Raw genomic sequence first — 17,551 nt, 5'->3', positions numbered from 1 at the left:
CGGTTGTTCATGGCGCTGGCGGCGGATAAAGTGAGTGAAGTAAAACTATATCATTATCCGACAGGAGAACACATGACCGAACCCGCACGCCCCCTGCACTACCTCGACATCGGCGAGCTCGCGGGCATGATCTGGACCGGCATCGTATCGTCCCGGGACGTGACGCAGGCGCTGCTCGACCGGATCGCGGCGCTGGACGGCGAGCTGCATGCGTACGCCGTGGTGATGGCCGACGCCGCGCTCGCACAGGCCGCCGCGGCCGACCGGGAAATCGCGGCGGGCGGATGGCGCGGGTCCCTGCACGGCGTGCCGGTCGCGGTGAAGGACCTGTTCGACGTCGAAGGCTGGCCGACGCGCGCCGGCATGCGGCTGCGCAGCCAGCCCCCGGCCGCCCGCGACGCGACGGTCGTGCGGCGCCTGAAAGACGCGGGTGCGGTCCTCATCGGCAAACCCGAGCTCACCGAAGGCGCGTATTCCGACCACCATCCGCGCGTCGTCCCGCCGCGCAATCCGTGGCGGGCGGACCATTGGCCGGGCATCTCGTCGAGCGGTTCCGGCGTCGCCGTCGCGGCGGGCATGGCGTATGGTTCGCTGGCCTCGGACACCGGCGGCTCGATCCGCTGGCCATCCGCCGCCAACGGCCTGACCGGCCTGAAACCGACGTGGGGACGCGTGAGCCGCCATGGTGCGGCCGAACTGGCGGCGTCGCTGGACCATGTCGGGACGATGGCGCGCAGCGCCGTCGATGCGGGCATCCTGCTCGGCGCCATCGCGGGCGCCGATCCGGACGACCCGACCGCGTCGCCGGCCCCGGCCCCGGACTTCGCCGCCGCAGCCGGTGCCGCGGCCCGTGCCGGCCTCGCGGGGGTGCGCATCGGCGTCGACCCGGCGTGGAATCGCGACGACGTGGACGCCGGCACGCGCCAGGTCCTCGCCGACGCCCTCGCGACATTCGCGGCGCTGGACGCGGAGATCGTCGAGGTCCGGTTCCCCGCCGTGGCACAGGCCATCGCCGACTGGGTGCCGGCCTGCGCCGTGGAGGCGGCCGTGGCGCACGAGGCCCGCTACCGCGCCATGCGGGACGATTACGGCGCCGTCCTCGCCGCCGTCATCGAGGCGGGCCAGGCGCTGTCGGGCACCGGGTACCAGGCCATCCTGCTGCGGCGCGCGGCGTTCCGCGGCCGGGTCGATCGCGTGATGGCAACGGTCGACGTCCTGCTCACGCCGGTGCAGCCGTTCGCGCCGCTCACGCTCGCGCAGATCCGGACGCTGGGCGCGCAGCCGGACCTCGTCGCCCGGCTGCAGCGCTACACCTGCCCGTTCAACATGTCCGGCCACCCGACGCTCACCCTGCCGGGCGGCTTCACGGCGCACGGCATGCCGGTCGGTATGCAACTGGTGGCGCCCCGCTGGCGCGAGGATGCGCTCGTGCGGGCCGGCGCCGCGTTCCAGGCGCGGACGGCGTGGCACCGGCGCCATCCGGAGATGTAGCATGGGGCCGCGCCTCTTCTACGGCTGGATCGTCGTCGCGGCGGCGTTCGCGGTGTGTTTCGTCGGCTTCGGCTGCGCGTACACGTTCAGCGCATTCGTGCCCGCCCTGCAGCACGATTTCCAGGCGTCGCGCGGGTCTGTCTCGATCGTGTTTTCGCTGGCGGGATTCCTGTATTTTTCGCTCGGCGTCGTCAGCGGCCCGCTCGCGGACCGCTGGGGCGCGCAACGCCTGGCCATGCTCGGCATGCTGCTGGTGGGCGCCGGCCTGGCGCTGGCCGGCGTGGCGCACAGCCTCGCGACGGTGTATGCCGCCTACGGCCTCGGCGTCGGCCTGGGCATCGGCTGCGCCTACGTTCCCGCGCTCGGCGCGGTGCAGCGCTGGTTCGTCAAGCGCCGCGGCTTCGCGTCGGGCCTGGCGGTCAGCGGCATCGGCGTCGGCACGCTGGTCATGCCGCCGCTCGCGACGGCGCTGATCGACGCGCTGGGATGGCGGACCGCCTACGTGGCGCTCGGGTGCGGCGCGGCGGTCGTCGGCATCGGCATGGCCCGGTTCATCGCAAACGATCCGGCGGACAGGGGCACCTTACCGGACGGCGCATCCATGGCCGCCGGCACGATGGCCGGCGACGGTGGCGGCATGCCGCTGCGCGACGCGGTCAGGTCACGGCAGTTCGCCTTGCTGTATGCGGCCTGCCTGGTCTGCTCGTTCGGCGTGTTCGTGCCATTCGTCCATCTGGTGCCGTATGCGCTGGACCACGGGATCGGCCGCAAGGACGCCGCGTACCTGCTGGGGGCGATCGGCGTCGGCAGCACGCTGGGCCGGTTCTTCCTCGGCGGGCTCGCGGACCGGATCGGGCGCCAGGCCTTCCTGCTGGCGATGTTCGGCGGCATGGCCGCGGCGCTGGCGATATGGGCCGCGGCGACAGGCTTCCTGGCGCTGGCCGCGTTCGCGCTGCTGTTCGGCCTGTTCTACGGCGGCTGGGTCGCCATCATGCCGCCCGTGGTGACGGACTTGTTCGGCAGCCGCCAGGTCGGCAGCATCATCGGCGTCCTGTACACCAGCGTCGCGGTGGGTACGCTCGTCGGCCCCACCGCGGCCGGCTACCTGTTCGACGCGAGCCGCAGCTACACCGTGCCGATCCTGGCCAGCGCGGCGTTCAACGTCGTCGCGGCGGGGATCGCCGCGCTGGCGGGCCGGCAGGCCAGGCCCGGCTGACGCGATTACCAGGCGTGCTCGGTGTTGCGCCACGCCGGCAGCTCGCGCACGCGCCCGAACCAGGCCAGCAGGTGCGGATAGTCGTCCAGCGGCAGCCGCGCCTTGTCCTTGTACATGAGCGGCGCCACGACGGCGAAGTCGGCCAGCGTCACGGCGTCGCCGACGAGCCAGCGGCGCGTGGCCAGGTGCGCGTCGAGCACGCGGGCCGTATCGGCCAGCTCGGATTCGCCGCGCGCCACCTCGTTCGCGTCGGCCTCGAGGCCCGTGACGAATTTCTTCCAGATGTGTTCCCACGTGAGCACGCCGATGGCCGGGGCGAAATGCTGGCACGCCCAGAACATCCAGCGGCTGGCGTCCGCGCGCGCTTGGCGCGCCTGCGGCCACACGGTCTGGCCCGGCGTGCCGTCGGCCAGGTATTGCATGATCGCGCACGATTCCCACAGGATGAAGTCGCCGTCGATCAGCACCGGGAGCTTGCTGTTGGCATTGACTTCCGCGAGGCGGCGCCGGTCGTCCTGGCTGGCCAGGTTGATCTCGATGAGATCGAACGCGATGCCGAGATGGTCGGCCGCCAGCAGCACGCGGCGGGTATTGGACGAGTAGTGGTTGTAGTAGAGCTGCATGGGTCGTCTCCGTGGGTGGGTGGATGCAACGATATTAAGGCCCGGCCATGACAGATTCTGTCAGGAGTATTCCGGGATGTCGTACTCCTGCCGCCAGCGCCGCAGCAGCTGATGGCGCGGCGACGGATAGCGTTCCGTGCTCGCTTCGGCGCGCACGATGCGGTCGACGCGGAAGTGGCGGATCGCGTCGCGCAGCTCGCACCACGCGGCCATGACCCGCTTGCCCTCGAAGAAGGCGAGCGCGAACGGCCACACGATGCGCTCCGTCGCCGTATCGCGCTCGTCGCGATAGGCGATGCGCAGCTTGCACTGGCGCCGGATCGCCTCGCGCGTGGGCTGGATGAACGCCTCGACCGGCGCCGCGGCCGGAAACGCCGGCACCCACAGGCTCGTCTCGGCCATGTGGTCGCGCAGGTCGCGCGGCGTGGCGGTGGCGATCTTGGCCAGCGTGCGTTCGGCCGCCGCGGACAGCGCCGGGTCGCCCTGCTGGCGCACCCAGCGCGCGCCCAGCACGAGGGCTTCCAGTTCGTCGGCGTCGAACATCAGCGGCGGCAGGAAGAAGCCGGTGCGCAGCACGTAGCCGACGCCCGCCGAACCGTCGACCGGCGCGCCCAGCTGACCGAGGGTCTGGATGTCGCGGTAGATGGTGCGCTCGGACACGCCGAGGCGCTCGGCCAGGGCGCTGGCCGTCACCGGGCGGCGGTGGCCGCGCAAGGCGTCCATCAGTTGGAACAGGCGTCCGGCGCGGCTCATGGTGTCCGGCGCGCCCGGTGGGAGCTTCGATATTTCATAAACGGCATCATAGTACGCCGGCGCCGCCCGGTCCAGACGCCCCGCCCATCCGGCCGCACGACCAGTCATCCTGCATTTTCGGCAGTTCGTCGACACGCTGTGGCCACCCGGTCGCCACGGATGTAGAGTGACTCCATCGCAACACGTCACGTCACTGGAGTCATCATGAACAAGACCGCTTTCCGCGAATTCGCCGCCACGATGGAAGACATCGCCCACGACATCGTCCGCGCGTGCCGCCGCGGCGCCCGCACCATCGCCGCCATGCCATGGCCCGCGATGCTGGCCTGCTGCATCGCCCTCGCCTTCGTGATCAGCATCCTGCCGCTGGCGCTGTTCCTGTTCGTCCTGTTCATGGGCCTCAAGGTGGTCATCGGGGCGTTCGCCGTCGACCACCGCCGCACGCAGCGCGAACCCTACGGCAAGCAATAAGCAGGGGAACGGCATGCGCGCCAGCGACATCAACCGCGTACTCGACTTCGTGCGCGACGCCTTCAACGAAGCCAGCAAGCTGTGGTGGCGCTTTTTCGACTGGCTCGCCGTCGTCGAGTGGCGCCAGCTGTTCCTCACGTGGTTCTTCGTGCTGATCTTCTGCGGGATGATCAACGCGCCCGAGCTGGGCGGCTGGTACCTCTTCATCTCGATCGCCGTCAAGGTGCTGGCGGGCGGCAAGCGCAAGGCCGAGCTGACGGCGCGCGAGGCGACGGCGCAGGCCAACGTGGCGACGCTGGAACGCCGCCTGATGGAAGCGCAGATGGCCGCGCTGCAGGCGCAGGTCGAACCGCACTTCCTGTTCAACACGCTGGCCCTGATCGGCCAGCTGATCGAGACCGACCCGCAGGAAGCGGCGCGCGTGCACGCCCACCTGATCGACTACCTGCGCTCGACCTTGCCGCAGATGCGCCAGCGCGGCGGCGCCACGCTCGGCAAGCAGGTCGAGCTGTCGCGGGCCTACCTGGCCATCATGCAGGCGCGGATGAAGGAGCGCCTGCAGGTGCGCTTCGACGTGCCCGACTTCCTCGGCAGCGCACCGTTCCCGCCGATGATGCTGCAAACGCTGATCGAGAACGCCATCAAGCACGGACTGGAACCCAAGATCGAAGGCGGCACCGTCGCCGTGCGCGCGCATGTCGTGGGGGCAGACCTGCACGTGGAAGTGTGCGACGATGGCGTCGGCATCGATCCGCACGCGGACGACGGCGTCGGCCTCGCCAACATCCGCGAGCGCCTGCAACTGCTGTACGGCGCGGATGCCGCACTGGACATCATGACCCCGCCGGGCGGCGGCGCCTGCGCCACGATCCGGCTCCCCTACAAGATGATGGAGGACGCATGAAGCCTGAAGAACGCCCCGTCACCGCGCTGATCGCCGACGACGAGGCGCCGATGCGCGACCTGCTGCGCGCGCGGCTCGCGGTCGCGTGGCCGGGATTGCAGATCGTGGCCGAGGCGGCGAACGGCGTGGAAGCCGTCGAGCTGGGCGAACGGCACCGGCCCGACATCGCCTTCCTCGACATCCGCATGCCGGGCCTGTCCGGCATCGAGGCGGCGCGCCGCCTGTACGAGCGTTCGCACATCGTGTTCGCCACGGCCTACGACCAGTACGCGCTGGACGCGTTCGAACAGGGCGCGCTCGACTACCTCCTGAAACCCGTGTCGGCCGAGCGGCTCGCGACCACGTGCGCGCGCCTGCAGGCGCGCCTGCGCGCGCGCGCAAGGACCGAAAACGGCGTCGACGCGGCGCCGCCGCAAGACATCGGCCAGCAACTGGCCAAGCTGACCACGCTGCTGGAAAACAAGGGCAAGCCGGAGAAGCCGGCCTACCTGCGCTGGATCCAGGCCCAGGTCGGTGCCAGCCTGCGCATGGTGAGCACGCGCGAGGTGCTGTTCTTCCAGTCCGACGAAAAATACACGCGGGTGCAGACGGCCGGTGCCGAATTTCTGATTCGCAAGACGCTGAAGGAATTGCTGGACGAGCTCGACCCGGACGAGTTCTGGCGCATCCACCGCTCCACGCTCGTGCGCGTGGACGCCATCGCCGAGGTCAAGCGCGACCTGCGCGGGCGCCAGATGCTGAAGGTGCGCGGCTATCCGGGCGAGCTGGAAGTCAGCCGCAATCACAGCTATCTGTTCCAGCAGATGTGAATCGGCGCATTTTCTCGTCTTCTGCTGCTAGCATGGAGGCTCGTCGACACGACAGGAGCCCGCCATGCCCTCGCTCGCCATTCCCTGCCTGCGCTACCGCGACACCCCGGCCGCCATCGACTGGCTGTGCGAAGTCTTCGGCTTCGCCTGCCAGGTCGCCGTCCCCGGCATCGACGGCGCCATCGCCCACGCGCAGCTGACGCTCGGCGACGGCATGATCATGCTGGGCTCGGTCAGCGAGGAAGGCGACTACGGCAAGGTGCTCGTGCAGCCGGACGAGATCAAGGGCCGCCAGACGCAGACCGTCTACCTGCAGGTGAACGACGCCGACCGCGTGTGCGAGCGCGCGCGCAATGCCGGCGCCGTCATCCTGCAGGAACCGGCCGACACCGAATTCGGCAGCCGCGGCTTCATGTGCCGCGACCCGGAAGGCCATGTGTGGAACGTCGGCACGTATGATCCGTGGAAGCCGGAGGATTTGTTCAGGTCGGGTTCGTGACGCCGTCAGCAGCGTCGTTCCCGCGCAGGCGGGAATCCAATTTTCTCAAGCAGTCGATACGCTGGACTTGGGCCCCCGCCTGCGCGGGGGCGACGTAGTTGGCGCGGGGGCGGCGTGGTCGGCGCGGGCGCGGCGTGGTCGGCGCGGGCGCGGCGTAGTGCCCGTGCCGGCAACCAAGCTCAGCTGAACAACCCTTCGTCCGATCCATCCCCGTCGAAGAATCCCTGCCCGCCATCCAGGCTGCCATTGTCGACGCTGCTGTCGAACAACCCTTCCGACGACGCGCCATTGTCCAGGACCCGGTCGACGTCGCCCAGCCCGGCCTGGTCGGCCAGCGCACTGCCGGACTGGTCGCTGAACAGGCTGTTGGCCGGATCGTCGCTGTTCAGCAGGCGGTTGCCGCCCTGCACGTGGTGGCTGAACATGTTTTCCAGGCCCTGGAAGAGGAAGCCGCCCGCCGCCACGCCCGCCGCCGTCGCCGCGATCGAGCCCAGGGTGCCGCCGAAACCGCCGCGCAAAAAGCCGGACGACGGCGCCGGCTGGTACTGTGGTTGATATTGCGGTTGATATTGCGGCTGGGATTGATAAGGCTGCTGGGTGTCGCGCTGGTAGGACTGGGCCGGTTGCGTCCTGCCGCTATTGCCCCAGGAATTGGCGTCGAGGAATTCGCCGCCACCTTGCTGGCCGGAATGCTGCTGGTCCAGCCGGCTTTCCAGGCCGGCGATGCGCTGTTTGGCATTCTTCAGCGCCTGGTCGAGCAGCAAGGCGCGCTGCACCAGCAGATAGGCGGCGTCCGGCTGCTGGGCGACCGCGCGCTGGATCAGGGCATCCGCTTCAGGATCCTTCTGGATGCCATGTGCCTGGACCAGCTGGCTCAGGAAATCGTTCAACATCTGCGAATCTTGCGGGCTCATGACGTCTGCTCCTTTGAATGACCGGATAGCCCACATGTTGTGGGCGTGTCCCTGAATTCAAGTTTGCCAGCATCCCGCCGCGGTTGGCTTAACGGGCGCTGAATCGCCCGCCCGGGTCACTGCTTCAGGTCCCAGCCGCCGAACGCGTTCGGCAGCTGCGCGGCGGCCGTGGTTTCCAGCACGTCGCCCTTCAGGTTCGTGAGCACGATGGGCAGGTCGTTGCCGCCCAGTTCCAGGATCACCTGGCGGCAGGCGCCGCAGGGGGCGATGGGGCCGTCCGTGTCGCCGATCACGGCCAGCGCCGCGAAGTCGCCCGGCGCATAGCCGTGGGCGATGGCAGAGAAGAACGCCGTACGCTCGGCGCAGTTGCACAGGCCGTAGGACGCGTTCTCGACGTTACAGCCGCGGAACACGTGGCCATCCCTGGTTTCGAGCGCCGCGCCCACCTTGAAGCGCGAGTAAGGCGTGTAGGCCAGTTCGCGCGCGGCGCGGGCTTCGTCGATCAGCTTTTCGTATTTCATCGGGATCCTCCAGACCATCGTCTCCGCGCAGGCGGGGAGCCAAGTTTTGCCAGCACTATCAAACGCGAGCAAGATCAGGCTTCCGCCTCCGCGGGAGCGACGGTCGATGTTGTCGTCTTAAGGCCGAATCGTCTTGTAGATCATCGGCTGCGCGGCCGGCCGTTCGGCCGCGATGCGGTACGCCGCCTGCACTTCGCGCACGGCGCGTTCGGCGGCGTCCTGCGTGCGTGCGTGCACGAGCGCCAGCGGCTGGCCGGCGTCGATCTGCGTGCCCAGCTCGACGAGGTCGGTCAGGCCGACGGCGAAGTCGATCGGGTCCTGCGGCCGGATGCGGCCGCCGCCCAGTCCGACGACGGCCAGGCCCAGGCCGCGGCAATCCGTCGCGTACGCGTAGCCGGATGCGGGTGCCGGCACGGGCACGACGATCGGCGCTTTCGCCAGGTGCGCATCCGGATTCTCCATCAGGTCGGCCGGGCCGCCCAGCGCGGCCACCATGCGCGCGAAGCGCTCGGCCGCCTCGCCCGAATCGAGCGCGTGCTGCAGCTTCGCGCGCGCTTCGACGTCGCCGGCGGCGAGGCCGGAAATGACGAGCATCTCGGCGCACAGCGCCATCGTCACCTCGTGCAGCCGCGCGGGACGCGACGCACCGGTCAGGTAGTCGATCGCGACGCGCACCTCGACGGCATTGCCGGCCGCCGGGCACAGCGACTCGTTCATGCCGGTGAGGATCGCGGACGTGCGCGTGCCGGCACCGTTGCCGACGTGGACGATGGATTCGGCCAGCTCGACGGATTTTTCGTAGGTCGGCATGAACGCGCCGCTGCCGGCCTTGACGTCCATGACGAGCGCGTCGAGGCCCGCCGCCAGTTTCTTCGACAGGATCGAGCCCGTGATCATGGCGACGGATTCCACGGTCGCCGTCGTGTCGCGGATGCCGTAGAAACGCTTGTCGGCCGGCGCCAGCTGCGCGGTCTGGCCGATGATGGCGACGCCCACGTCCCTGACGATCTTGCGGAACAGTTCCGGATCCGGCACGGTGCAATAGCCGGGGATCGAATCGAATTTGTCGAGCGTGCCGCCCGTGTGGCCGAGGCCGCGGCCGGAAATCATCGGCACGAAGCCGCCGCACGCGGCGACCATCGGGCCGAGCATCAGCGAGACGACGTCGCCGACGCCGCCCGTCGAGTGCTTGTCGACGACGGGACCGGGCAGGTTCAGCGACTTCCACTCCATCACCTGGCCGGAATCACGCATCGCGAGCGTGAAGGCGACGCGCTCATCCATCGTCATGTCGTTGAAGTAGACGGCCATCGCGAGCGCGGCGATCTGGCCTTCGGTAACGCTGCCATCGGGGATGCCGCGCACGAAGAAGCGGATCTCTTCCGCGGTCAGGGTGCCGCCGTCGCGCTTTTTGCGGACGATTTCCTGGGGGAGGAACATAGTTTATCCCGATTCAAATGCTGTCTTCAAAACGTCGTTCCCGCGGCGGCGGGAACCCAATTTACGCCGGCACAGCGCTGACGACTTGGGTTCCCGCCTGCGCGGGAACGACGGGTTTTTGGTGTTCCGCGCCTCAGACGCCGTACGGAATCCACACGTTCTTCACCTGGCTCGCATGCTGCAGCACCGTGCGCCCACATGCCTGCTTCGGATCGAACCAGTCGCGTCCTTTCGCGCCGCCCGTCCACGTGCGCTTCAGCGATTCCGCCGACAGACGTTCCACTTCCGCGCAACCGTCGGCCGACCCGTCGTGGCGCCACACGGCATCCACGTCGAAGTGCGACGCCAGCGTGCGCGCCAGTTCGTCGTGGCTGCCCGTGACGATGTTCAGCGCGCCGCCCGGCAGGTCGGACGTATCGAGCACCTGGTACAGGTCCGTGCTCGACAGCGGATGCGTTTCCGACGGCACCGCGATCACGCGGTTGCCCAGCGCCAGCGCCGGCGCGACGAGCGAGATGAAGCCCAGCAGCGGGTTCTCGTTCGGGCACACGATGCCGATCACGCCCACCGGTTCGTTCAGCGCGACGGTGATGCCGTGCATCGGCGGCTGGTGCGCGAGGCCGTCGTATTTGTCGGCCCATGCGGCCCAGTAGAACAGGCGTTCGATCGATGCCTGCACTTCGCGCGCGGCATCCTTGGCGCCCGTCTGCGCGGTGATGCGCGCGGCGAATTCGTCGGCGCGCACGGCCAGGTTTTCGGCGATGTAGTACAGCACCTGGGCACGGTTGTGCGCAGTGGCCTTGGACCAGCCGGACGCCTTGTGCGCCGCTTCCACGGCGTTGCGGATGTCCTTGCGGTTGCCTTCGCCCACGTCGGCCAGGAACTCGCCGTCCGCGCCCGCGATCGCGCGGCTGTACGCGCCGTCCGGGCGCGCCTGCTTGCCGCCGATGTACAGCTTCGCGGTGCGGTCGACGGCGAACGGGCTGTCGCCGGCGGCCGGTTTCACTTTCCCAGTTTGCTTGAACTGAGCGGCGAGCACCGGCGCGGCGGGACGTGCATCTTCCGCCAGCGGCATCAGGTACTCGACCATGCCTTCCTTGCCGCCCTCGCGGCCAAAACCCGATTCCTTGTAGCCGCCGAAGCCGCACGCGGCATCGAACTGGTTCGCCGTGTTGATCCACACGACGCCGGCCTTGATCTGCGGGGCGACGTCCAGCGCGAGGCTGATCGACTCGCTCCACACGCAGGCGGCCAGGCCGTACACGGTATTGTTCGCGAGCTGCACGGCTTCGCCCGGTGTGCGGAAGCTCGACGCGACGAGCACGGGGCCGAAGATCTCCGTCTGCGCCACGACGGCGGACGTCGACGCGCCCGTGATCAGGGTCGGCAGATACCATGCGCCGGCTTGCGGCGTCTCGGCTTCCGGTTGCCAGATCTCGCAGCCTTCGGCGCGCGCGGATTCGACGAGGCCGTGGATGCGCTGCTGCTGCACCGGGTCGACGAGCGCCCCGATGTCGTTCGATTTGTCCAGCGGCGAGCCGACGCGCAGATTGCGCATGCGCGCCTTGACCTTCTCGATGAAGCGCGGGTAGACGGTTTCCTGCACGAGCAGGCGCGACCCGGCGCAGCAGACCTGGCCCTGGTTGAACCAGATCGAATCGACGAGGCCTTCGACGGCGGCATCCAGGTCGGCGTCGTCGAACACGATGAACGGCGACTTGCCGCCCAGTTCCAGCGACAGCTTCTTACCCGTGCCGGCCGTGGCCTTGCGGATGATGCGGCCGACTTCCGTCGAACCGGTGAACGCGAGCTTGTCGATGCCGGGATGGTTGACGATCGCCTCGCCCACGCGGCCATCGCCCGTGACGATGTTGACGACACCGGCCGGCACACCGGCCTGCTGGCAGATCTCGGCGAACAGCAGCGCGGTCAAGGATGTGAACTCGGCCGGCTTGAACACGACGGTATTGCCGGCGGCGAGCGCCGGTGCGATCTTCCAGGCCAGCATCAGGAGCGGGAAGTTCCACGGCACGATCTGGCCGACGACGCCGACGGCGCGGTAGTCCGCGAATTCTTCCGATTGCAGCTGGGCCCAGCCGGCGTGGTGATAAAAGTGACGTGCGGCCAGCGGCAGGTCGGCGTCGCGCGTCTCGCGGATCGTCTTGCCGTTGTCCAGCGTCTCGAGCACGGCGAACAGGCGCGCATGCTTCTGCAGCAGGCGCGCCAGCGCGTACAGCACCTTCGCGCGGCCGTGGCCACCCATGGCGACCCAGCCCGGCTGCGCGCGGCGCGCGGCGTCGACGGCGCGGTCGATGTCGGCCTGCGCCGCCTGCGTCACCTGCGCCAGTTCGCTGCCGTCGGCCGGGTTGAACGAACCGAACGTGTCGGCCGCATCCGTCCAGGCGCCGTCGACGAACAGGCCGAAACGGCGGCCACGCGACTCCAGCCACGCTTGCGCTTCCTTGGTGCTCTCGGGTGCGGGGCCGTAATCCATGGTCTGAAGAATCTCTTTAATTGTGGGCATGGCGAATCATCCGTTGTCGGTTCAAGGTTGCGCGTGGCGATGGGCCGCCGAATAGCTGCCGGTGACGTAATGTTCGAGCTGGCGCTCGATGTCGGTCAGCAGGCTCGATGCGCCGATGCGGAACAAATGCGGCTGCAGCCACTCGTTGCCCAGCTCTTCCTTCATCACGGTCAGGTATTGGAGTGCCGTCTTGGCGGAGGACACACCCCCAGCCGGCTTGTAGCCGACCTTGTAGCCGGTGCGTTCGTAGTACTCGCGGATCGCGCGTACCATCACCAGCGACACGGGAATGGTCGCATTCACACCTTCCTTGCCGGTCGATGTCTTGATGAAATCGGCGCCTGCCATCATGCAGACCATTGACGCCTTTGCTACGTTTTCCAGGGTGACGAGATCGCCCGTCGCGAGGATCGCCTTCACGTGCGCCTCGCCGCACGCCCGGCGGTAGGCGAGCATCTCGTCGTACAGCGCCTGCCAGTTCCCGGTCAAGACGTGCTGGCGCGTGATCACGATGTCGATCTCGGTGGCGCCGGCGGCCACGGACAATTCGATCTCGCGGAGCTTCGTTTCCAGGCTGGACAGGCCGGCCGGGAACGCGGTCGACACCGCGGCGATCGGCAACCGGCCCTGCAGCACGTGCGCGGCCGGCTGGATCATCTCGTGGTACACGCACACGGCGCCCGTCGTCAGCTTGTCGAGGCCCAGCGCCTGCATCAGGTCCGCGCGCAGCGGGCGCATGGCCTTGCGGCACAGGCGCTCGACGCGGCCCGGCGTATCGTCGCCCGACAGCGTGGTCAGGTCGATGCACTCGATGGCGCGGACCAGCCACGCGGCCTGATACTCCTTCTTGACCGTGCGGCGGTTCGCCAGGCTGGCGGCGCGGCGGTCGGCGGCGTTGCGGTTGACCTTCAGGTGGTTGATCCAGCCCAGGTCCAGCTCGATGGCCGTGTTACGTTGAAAATCCAGGTTCGGGCTCATAGCAAAGCGGTTCCGTTGGCAAGGGGTTGGACGCCGAGGTGGTACGCCAGCGTGGCGCCGATGTCGGCGAACGTGTCGGACACGGGCAGCTCGCGCGCGGGCGCGGCCGGGCCGAAGAACAGCATCGGAATGTGTTCGCGCGTGTGGTCGGAGCCGGGCCACGTCGGGTCGCAGCCGTGGTCCGCCGTGATGACGACGAGGTCGCCCTCTTTCAGCTTGCCGATGAAGTCCGGCAGGCGCGCATCCAGCTCGTGCAGCGCGTTCGCATAACCGGCGACGTCGCGGCGGTGGCCGAAGTGCATGTCGAAGTCGACGAAGTTCACGAACGTGAGCGATTTATCGGGCGCGGTATCGGCCACTTCCAGCAACCGGTCGAACAGCGCCATGTTGTCGGCGCCCTTGATGAGCTGCGTGACGCCCTGGCCTGCGAAGATGTCGCTGATCTTGCCCAGCGCGATCACTTCGCCGCCGGCATCCTTCACGTGGTCGAGCAAGGTCGGCGCGACGGGCGGCACGGCATAGTCGTGGCGGTTGCTCGTGCGCTTGTAGTTGCCGTTCGCGCCCGTGAACGGACGCGCGATCACGCGGCCGATATTGTACGGCTTGACCAGTTCGTACGCGGCTTCGCAGACCTCGTACAGGCGCTCCAGGCCGAAGTGCTCTTCGTGCGCGGCGATCTGCATCACCGAGTCGGCCGACGTGTAGATGATCGGCTTGCCGGTCGCGACGTGTTCGTCGCCCAGTTCAGTGATGATGGTCGTGCCGGACGCGTGGCAGTTGCCCAGCCAGCCCGGCACGTTCGTGATCGCGGCCAGTTGATCGGTCAGCGCTTGCGGGAACGTGGGGACGGTCTTCGGGAAGTAGCCCCAGTCGAACAGCACGGGCACGCCGGCGATTTCCCAGTGGCCGCTCTGCGTGTCCTTGCCCGTCGAGCGCTCGCGCGCGACGCTCCACGCACCGGTGAAACCGTCGCGCTTGTCGAAGCCGGCCGGCCAGGCGCCGCTCGCCTTGTGCGCGGCGGCGCCGAGCCCGATCGCTTCGAGGTTCGGCAGCGCCATCGGCTTGCCCGCGTCGAGCGCCCACTTCGCGATGTGGCCGAAAGTGTTGGCGCCCGCGTCGCCGTATTTGTCGGCATCGGGCAAGGCACCGAGGCCGAAGGAGTCCAGCAGGAGGATGAATGCGCGTGACATAAAGTTATCCCTTTATCCGTCGCCCCCGCGCAGGCGGGGGCCCAAGTTTGCCCGCATCTCGACAACGTAAGCAAAATTGGATCCCCGCCTTCGCGGGGACGACGTGTTTATTGAGCCGTTTGTCCCAGTCGTTCGATGAAGCCGTGGATCAGCGCGACCATGTCCGTGGCCGCAACCGCAGCATACTTCAGCGTCTGCTCGTGCGACAGCGGGAACGGGGTCAGGCCCTCGGCCAGGTTGGTGATGGCGGACATGCCCGCGACCTTCAGGCCGCAGTGGCGCGCCGCGATCACTTCCGGCACGACGGACATGCCGACGACGTCCGCGCCCAGCGCCTTGAACGCGCGGATTTCGGCGGCCGTCTCGAAGTTCGGGCCCGGGCAGGCGAGGTACACGCCTTCGTTCAGCGTGATGTTCTTCTCGGCCGCCGTGGCCTTGACCAGGTCGCGCATGCCGGCGTCGTACGCGTTGGCCATGCTGAAGAAGCGCGGACCGAAGCGTTCGTCGTTCGGGCCGGCCATCGGGCTGCCCGGCAGCAGGTTGATATGGTCGGTCAGCACGACGACGCCGCCGGCGTCCACTTCGGCACGCAGCGAGCCCGCGGCATTCGTCACGAACAGCAGTTCGCAGCCGATCAGTTTGAAGGTGCGCACGGCCGACGTCATCACGCCCGGTCCATACCCTTCGTAGAAGTGGCCGCGGCCCTTCATGCACGCGACCGGGACGCCGGCCAGCGTACCCAATACCAGCTCGCCCGCGTGACCGTGCACGGTGCTGATCGGGAAGCCCGGCAGGTCGGCATAGCTGATCGCGACCGCATCCGTCATCTGCTCGGCCAGCACCCCGAGGCCGGAACCGAGGATCAGGGCCACGCGCGGCGTGAAGCCCGGCTTGCGGGCGCGGATGACGTCGGCGGCTTCGAATGGAGTGTTGCTGAAGGAGTGAGTAGTCATTGTCGCGCTCTGATCGAGAATTGGGCCGGCGGGTGCACCGAAATGTGGCAACTATGCATGAATGTCGATTGTGTTGGCAAATACCATTTTTCTGTTCGATTTATATCTTGGGAGAATAAATTCGCGCTAGACTTCCTGCATGCACGTTGACCTCGACCAAACATATGTTTAAGATAAAAAACAAAAGTTTAACCCACTTGCCATCGTGACCGAATCGTCGAAGAAACAACAGCTGTACGAGGCCATCCGCGCGAACCCGTTCATTTCGCAGCAAGAGCTCGCCAACGGGCTGGGCCTGTCGCGCTCGGCCGTCGCCGGCTATATCGCGGGCCTGATCCGCGAACGCAGGCTGCTCGGGCGCGCCTACGTGCTGCCGGACCGCCGCCCCGTCGTGTGCGTGGGCGCGGCGAACCTCGACCGCAAGCTGCGCTCGACCGGCGCCCTCGCGCTGGGCACCTCGAATCCGGCCAGCCAGAGCGAATCGTTCGGCGGCGTGGCGCGCAACATCGCCGAGAACCTCGCGCGGCTGGGCACGACGGTCGCGCTGCTGACGGCCATCGGCGCCGACACCGCGGGCGGCACCCTGCTCGCCCATGCCGAGGATCTCGGCATCGACGTACGCGGCGCGCTGCGCCTGTCCGGCTGCTGCAGCGGCACGTACACGGCCGTGCTGGACCGCGACGGCGAGATGGTCGTCGCGCTGGCCGACATGGCGCTGTACGACCGCCTGGCCCCCGCCTTCATCGAGGCGCGCCAGGCGCAGCTCGCGGGCGCCGCCCTCGTCGTGGCCGACCTGAACCTGCCGCGGGACACCGTCGCCGCCCTCGCCGTCCAGGCGCGCCGCCACGCCACGCCGCTCGTGCTGGTGGCCGTGTCCGAACCGAAGATGGCGCGCCTGCCCGCCGACCTGTCCGGCGTGCGCCTCCTGATCCTGAACGCCGGCGAGCTGGCGGCCCGGGTCGGGCGTCCGCTCGCGGACGATGCCGCGATCGCACACGCGATGCGCGAAGTACGGGCCCAGGGCGCGCGCGACCTCGTCGTCACGCGCGGCGCGCGCGGCGTCCTCGTCACCGCCGGCGAACGGATCGTCGACCTGCCCGCCGCCCCTGCCGACGTCGTCGACGTGACCGGCGCCGGCGACGCGTTCGCGGCGGCGGTCTGCTGGTCGCTCGTGCAGGACGACGGTGCCGACGACCTCGTGCTGGCCTGCAGGCGCGGGCTGCACCTGTCGGCCCTCACGCTGGGCGTGCCCGAGACCGTGCACCCCGGCCTGGGGCCGGACAGCCTCGCCGCCGCCGCAACCGAACATCCGCTTCCACAGGACTGAACATGCAAGCCTTCCTCCAGTTTCCCCCCGAAGTGCAGGCCGCGCGCGCGGCCGGCAAGCCCGTCGTCGCGCTCGAATCGACGATCATCTCGCACGGCATGCCGTATCCGCAGAACGTACAGACGGCGCGCGAGGTCGAGCAGGTGATCCGCGACGCCGGCGCGGTACCGGCAACCATCGCCCTCATCGACGGCAAAATTTGCGTGGGCCTGGCCGACGACCAGCTCGAACGGCTGGGCAATGCGCCGGACGCGCTGAAGGTGAGCCGGCGCGACCTGGCCTACGTGCTGGCCGAGAAGAAGCTGGGCGCGACGACGGTCGCCGCCACGATGATCTGCGCGGCGCTGGCGGGCATCGAAGTGTTCGTCACGGGCGGCATCGGCGGCGTGCACCGCGGCGCGGAGACGAGCTTCGACATCTCCGCCGACCTGCAGGAACTGGCGCGCACCAACGTCGCCGTCGTGTGCGCGGGCGTGAAATCCATCCTCGACATCGGCCTCACGCTGGAATACCTCGAGACGCACGGCGTGCCGGTGGTCAGCGTCGGCCAGCCGGGCTTCCCCGCGTTCTTCACGCGCGAATCCGGTTTCGCCGCCGACTTCCAGCTCGACACGCCGGAGCAGCAGGCCCGCTTCATCCGCACCAAGTGGCAGCTGGGGCTCGCGGGCGGCGTCGTCGTCAGCAATCCGGTGCCGCAAGCGGCCGCGATGCGGAACGACGAGATCGACGGCATCATCGGCCAGGCGCTGCGCGAGGCGGGCGCGCAAGGCGTGAAAGGCAAGGCCGTGACGCCGTTCCTGCTGGCCCGCATCAAGGACCTGACGGGCGGCCGCAGCCTCGCCACCAACATCGCGCTGGTGAAACACAACGCCCTCGTCGGCGCCGGCCTGGCGGTGGCGCTGCACGCCACGGCCCGCACCTGACGACGAACGAGGCCC

The 17,551-nt window shown here is 68.7% G+C and carries 17 protein-coding genes; 8 read left to right on the top strand and 9 right to left on the bottom strand.

Going from position 1 to position 17,551, the window contains the following annotated elements:
• The first annotated feature begins 72 nt into the window (after positions 1-72).
• Positions 73-1,491 carry an amidase gene (locus U9J41_RS13590; RefSeq protein ID WP_322402729.1) on the top strand — a complete coding sequence of 473 codons (1,419 nt, stop codon included), beginning with the start codon at positions 73-75 and terminating at the stop codon, positions 1,489-1,491.
• Between the two features lies 1 nt (position 1,492).
• Positions 1,493-2,707, top strand: coding sequence for an MFS transporter (locus U9J41_RS13585; RefSeq protein ID WP_322402728.1), 1,215 nt, complete (start codon positions 1,493-1,495; stop codon positions 2,705-2,707).
• Positions 2,708-2,712: 5 nt separating this feature from the next.
• Here U9J41_RS13585 and U9J41_RS13580 read toward each other — a convergent pair whose 3' ends face one another.
• A complete protein-coding gene (locus tag U9J41_RS13580; protein WP_322402727.1) occupies positions 2,713-3,330 on the bottom strand; it encodes a glutathione S-transferase family protein in 618 nt (205 codons plus the stop codon).
• 60 nt (positions 3,331-3,390) lie between these two features.
• The gene (locus U9J41_RS13575) at positions 3,391-4,083 is read right to left on the bottom strand and encodes a helix-turn-helix transcriptional regulator (protein ID WP_322402726.1); all 693 of its coding nucleotides are present in this window, start codon (positions 4,081-4,083) and stop codon (positions 3,391-3,393) included.
• A gap of 204 nt (positions 4,084-4,287) precedes the next feature.
• Here U9J41_RS13575 and U9J41_RS13570 point away from each other — a divergent pair, with 204 nt between their 5' ends.
• From U9J41_RS13570 to U9J41_RS13555, 4 genes are all read left to right on the top strand, one after another.
• Positions 4,288-4,554, top strand: coding sequence for a hypothetical protein (locus tag U9J41_RS13570; RefSeq protein WP_322402725.1), 267 nt, complete (start codon positions 4,288-4,290; stop codon positions 4,552-4,554).
• A gap of 13 nt (positions 4,555-4,567) precedes the next feature.
• Positions 4,568-5,458, top strand: coding sequence for a sensor histidine kinase (locus U9J41_RS13565; RefSeq protein ID WP_056438667.1), 891 nt, complete (start codon positions 4,568-4,570; stop codon positions 5,456-5,458).
• Complete coding sequence (locus U9J41_RS13560) at positions 5,455-6,267, top strand: LytR/AlgR family response regulator transcription factor (protein ID WP_322402724.1); 813 nt, start codon at positions 5,455-5,457, stop codon at positions 6,265-6,267. The genes U9J41_RS13565 and U9J41_RS13560 overlap by 4 nt, the downstream gene beginning before the upstream one ends.
• A gap of 64 nt (positions 6,268-6,331) precedes the next feature.
• On the top strand, positions 6,332-6,766 hold the full coding sequence (locus U9J41_RS13555) for a VOC family protein (RefSeq protein ID WP_322402723.1): 435 nt from the start codon (positions 6,332-6,334) through the stop codon (positions 6,764-6,766).
• A gap of 179 nt (positions 6,767-6,945) precedes the next feature.
• Here the strand turns inward: U9J41_RS13555 and U9J41_RS13550 are convergent, their stop codons facing one another.
• The 7 genes from U9J41_RS13550 to xapA all read right to left on the bottom strand — a co-directional run bounded on the left by U9J41_RS13550 (position 6,946) and on the right by xapA (position 15,286).
• Positions 6,946-7,680: a DUF2076 domain-containing protein gene (locus U9J41_RS13550; RefSeq protein ID WP_322402722.1), complete on the bottom strand. Its 735-nt coding sequence runs from the start codon at positions 7,678-7,680 to the stop codon at positions 6,946-6,948.
• 116 nt (positions 7,681-7,796) lie between these two features.
• Positions 7,797-8,201, bottom strand: coding sequence for a cytidine deaminase (locus tag U9J41_RS13545; protein WP_322402721.1), 405 nt, complete (start codon positions 8,199-8,201; stop codon positions 7,797-7,799).
• 117 nt (positions 8,202-8,318) lie between these two features.
• Positions 8,319-9,641 (bottom strand): thymidine phosphorylase, encoded by a 1,323-nt coding sequence (deoA, locus tag U9J41_RS13540; RefSeq protein WP_322402720.1) that lies wholly within the window; start codon positions 9,639-9,641, stop codon positions 8,319-8,321.
• Between the two features lie 133 nt (positions 9,642-9,774).
• Positions 9,775-12,165 carry an aldehyde dehydrogenase family protein gene (locus tag U9J41_RS13535; protein WP_425260419.1) on the bottom strand — a complete coding sequence of 797 codons (2,391 nt, stop codon included), beginning with the start codon at positions 12,163-12,165 and terminating at the stop codon, positions 9,775-9,777.
• A gap of 21 nt (positions 12,166-12,186) precedes the next feature.
• Complete coding sequence (gene deoC, locus U9J41_RS13530) at positions 12,187-13,143, bottom strand: deoxyribose-phosphate aldolase (RefSeq protein WP_322402719.1); 957 nt, start codon at positions 13,141-13,143, stop codon at positions 12,187-12,189.
• The gene (locus U9J41_RS13525) at positions 13,140-14,333 is read right to left on the bottom strand and encodes a phosphopentomutase (protein WP_322402718.1); all 1,194 of its coding nucleotides are present in this window, start codon (positions 14,331-14,333) and stop codon (positions 13,140-13,142) included. Before U9J41_RS13525 ends, deoC begins: the two co-directional genes overlap by 4 nt.
• Before the next feature lie 107 nt (positions 14,334-14,440).
• Complete coding sequence (gene xapA / locus U9J41_RS13520) at positions 14,441-15,286, bottom strand: xanthosine phosphorylase (RefSeq protein WP_322402717.1); 846 nt, start codon at positions 15,284-15,286, stop codon at positions 14,441-14,443.
• A gap of 205 nt (positions 15,287-15,491) precedes the next feature.
• Between xapA and U9J41_RS13515 the strand changes: the two genes are divergently transcribed.
• Together U9J41_RS13515 and U9J41_RS13510 are read left to right on the top strand one after the other, a co-directional pair.
• Positions 15,492-16,613, top strand: a complete 1,122-nt coding sequence (locus tag U9J41_RS13515; RefSeq protein WP_322402716.1) for a carbohydrate kinase — start codon at positions 15,492-15,494, stop codon at positions 16,611-16,613.
• A gap of 2 nt (positions 16,614-16,615) precedes the next feature.
• Positions 16,616-17,536, top strand: a complete 921-nt coding sequence (locus tag U9J41_RS13510) for a pseudouridine-5'-phosphate glycosidase (RefSeq protein WP_322402715.1) — start codon at positions 16,616-16,618, stop codon at positions 17,534-17,536.
• The last annotated feature ends 15 nt before the right edge of the window (positions 17,537-17,551 follow it).

The organism is Massilia luteola, from assembly GCF_034420155.1.
In the GTDB taxonomy this organism is placed as follows: Bacteria; Pseudomonadota; Gammaproteobacteria; order Burkholderiales; family Burkholderiaceae_D; genus Telluria; species Telluria luteola.
Note: the sequence above shows the minus strand (reverse complement) of the source record. Positions and strands in the feature narration are given on the sequence as shown.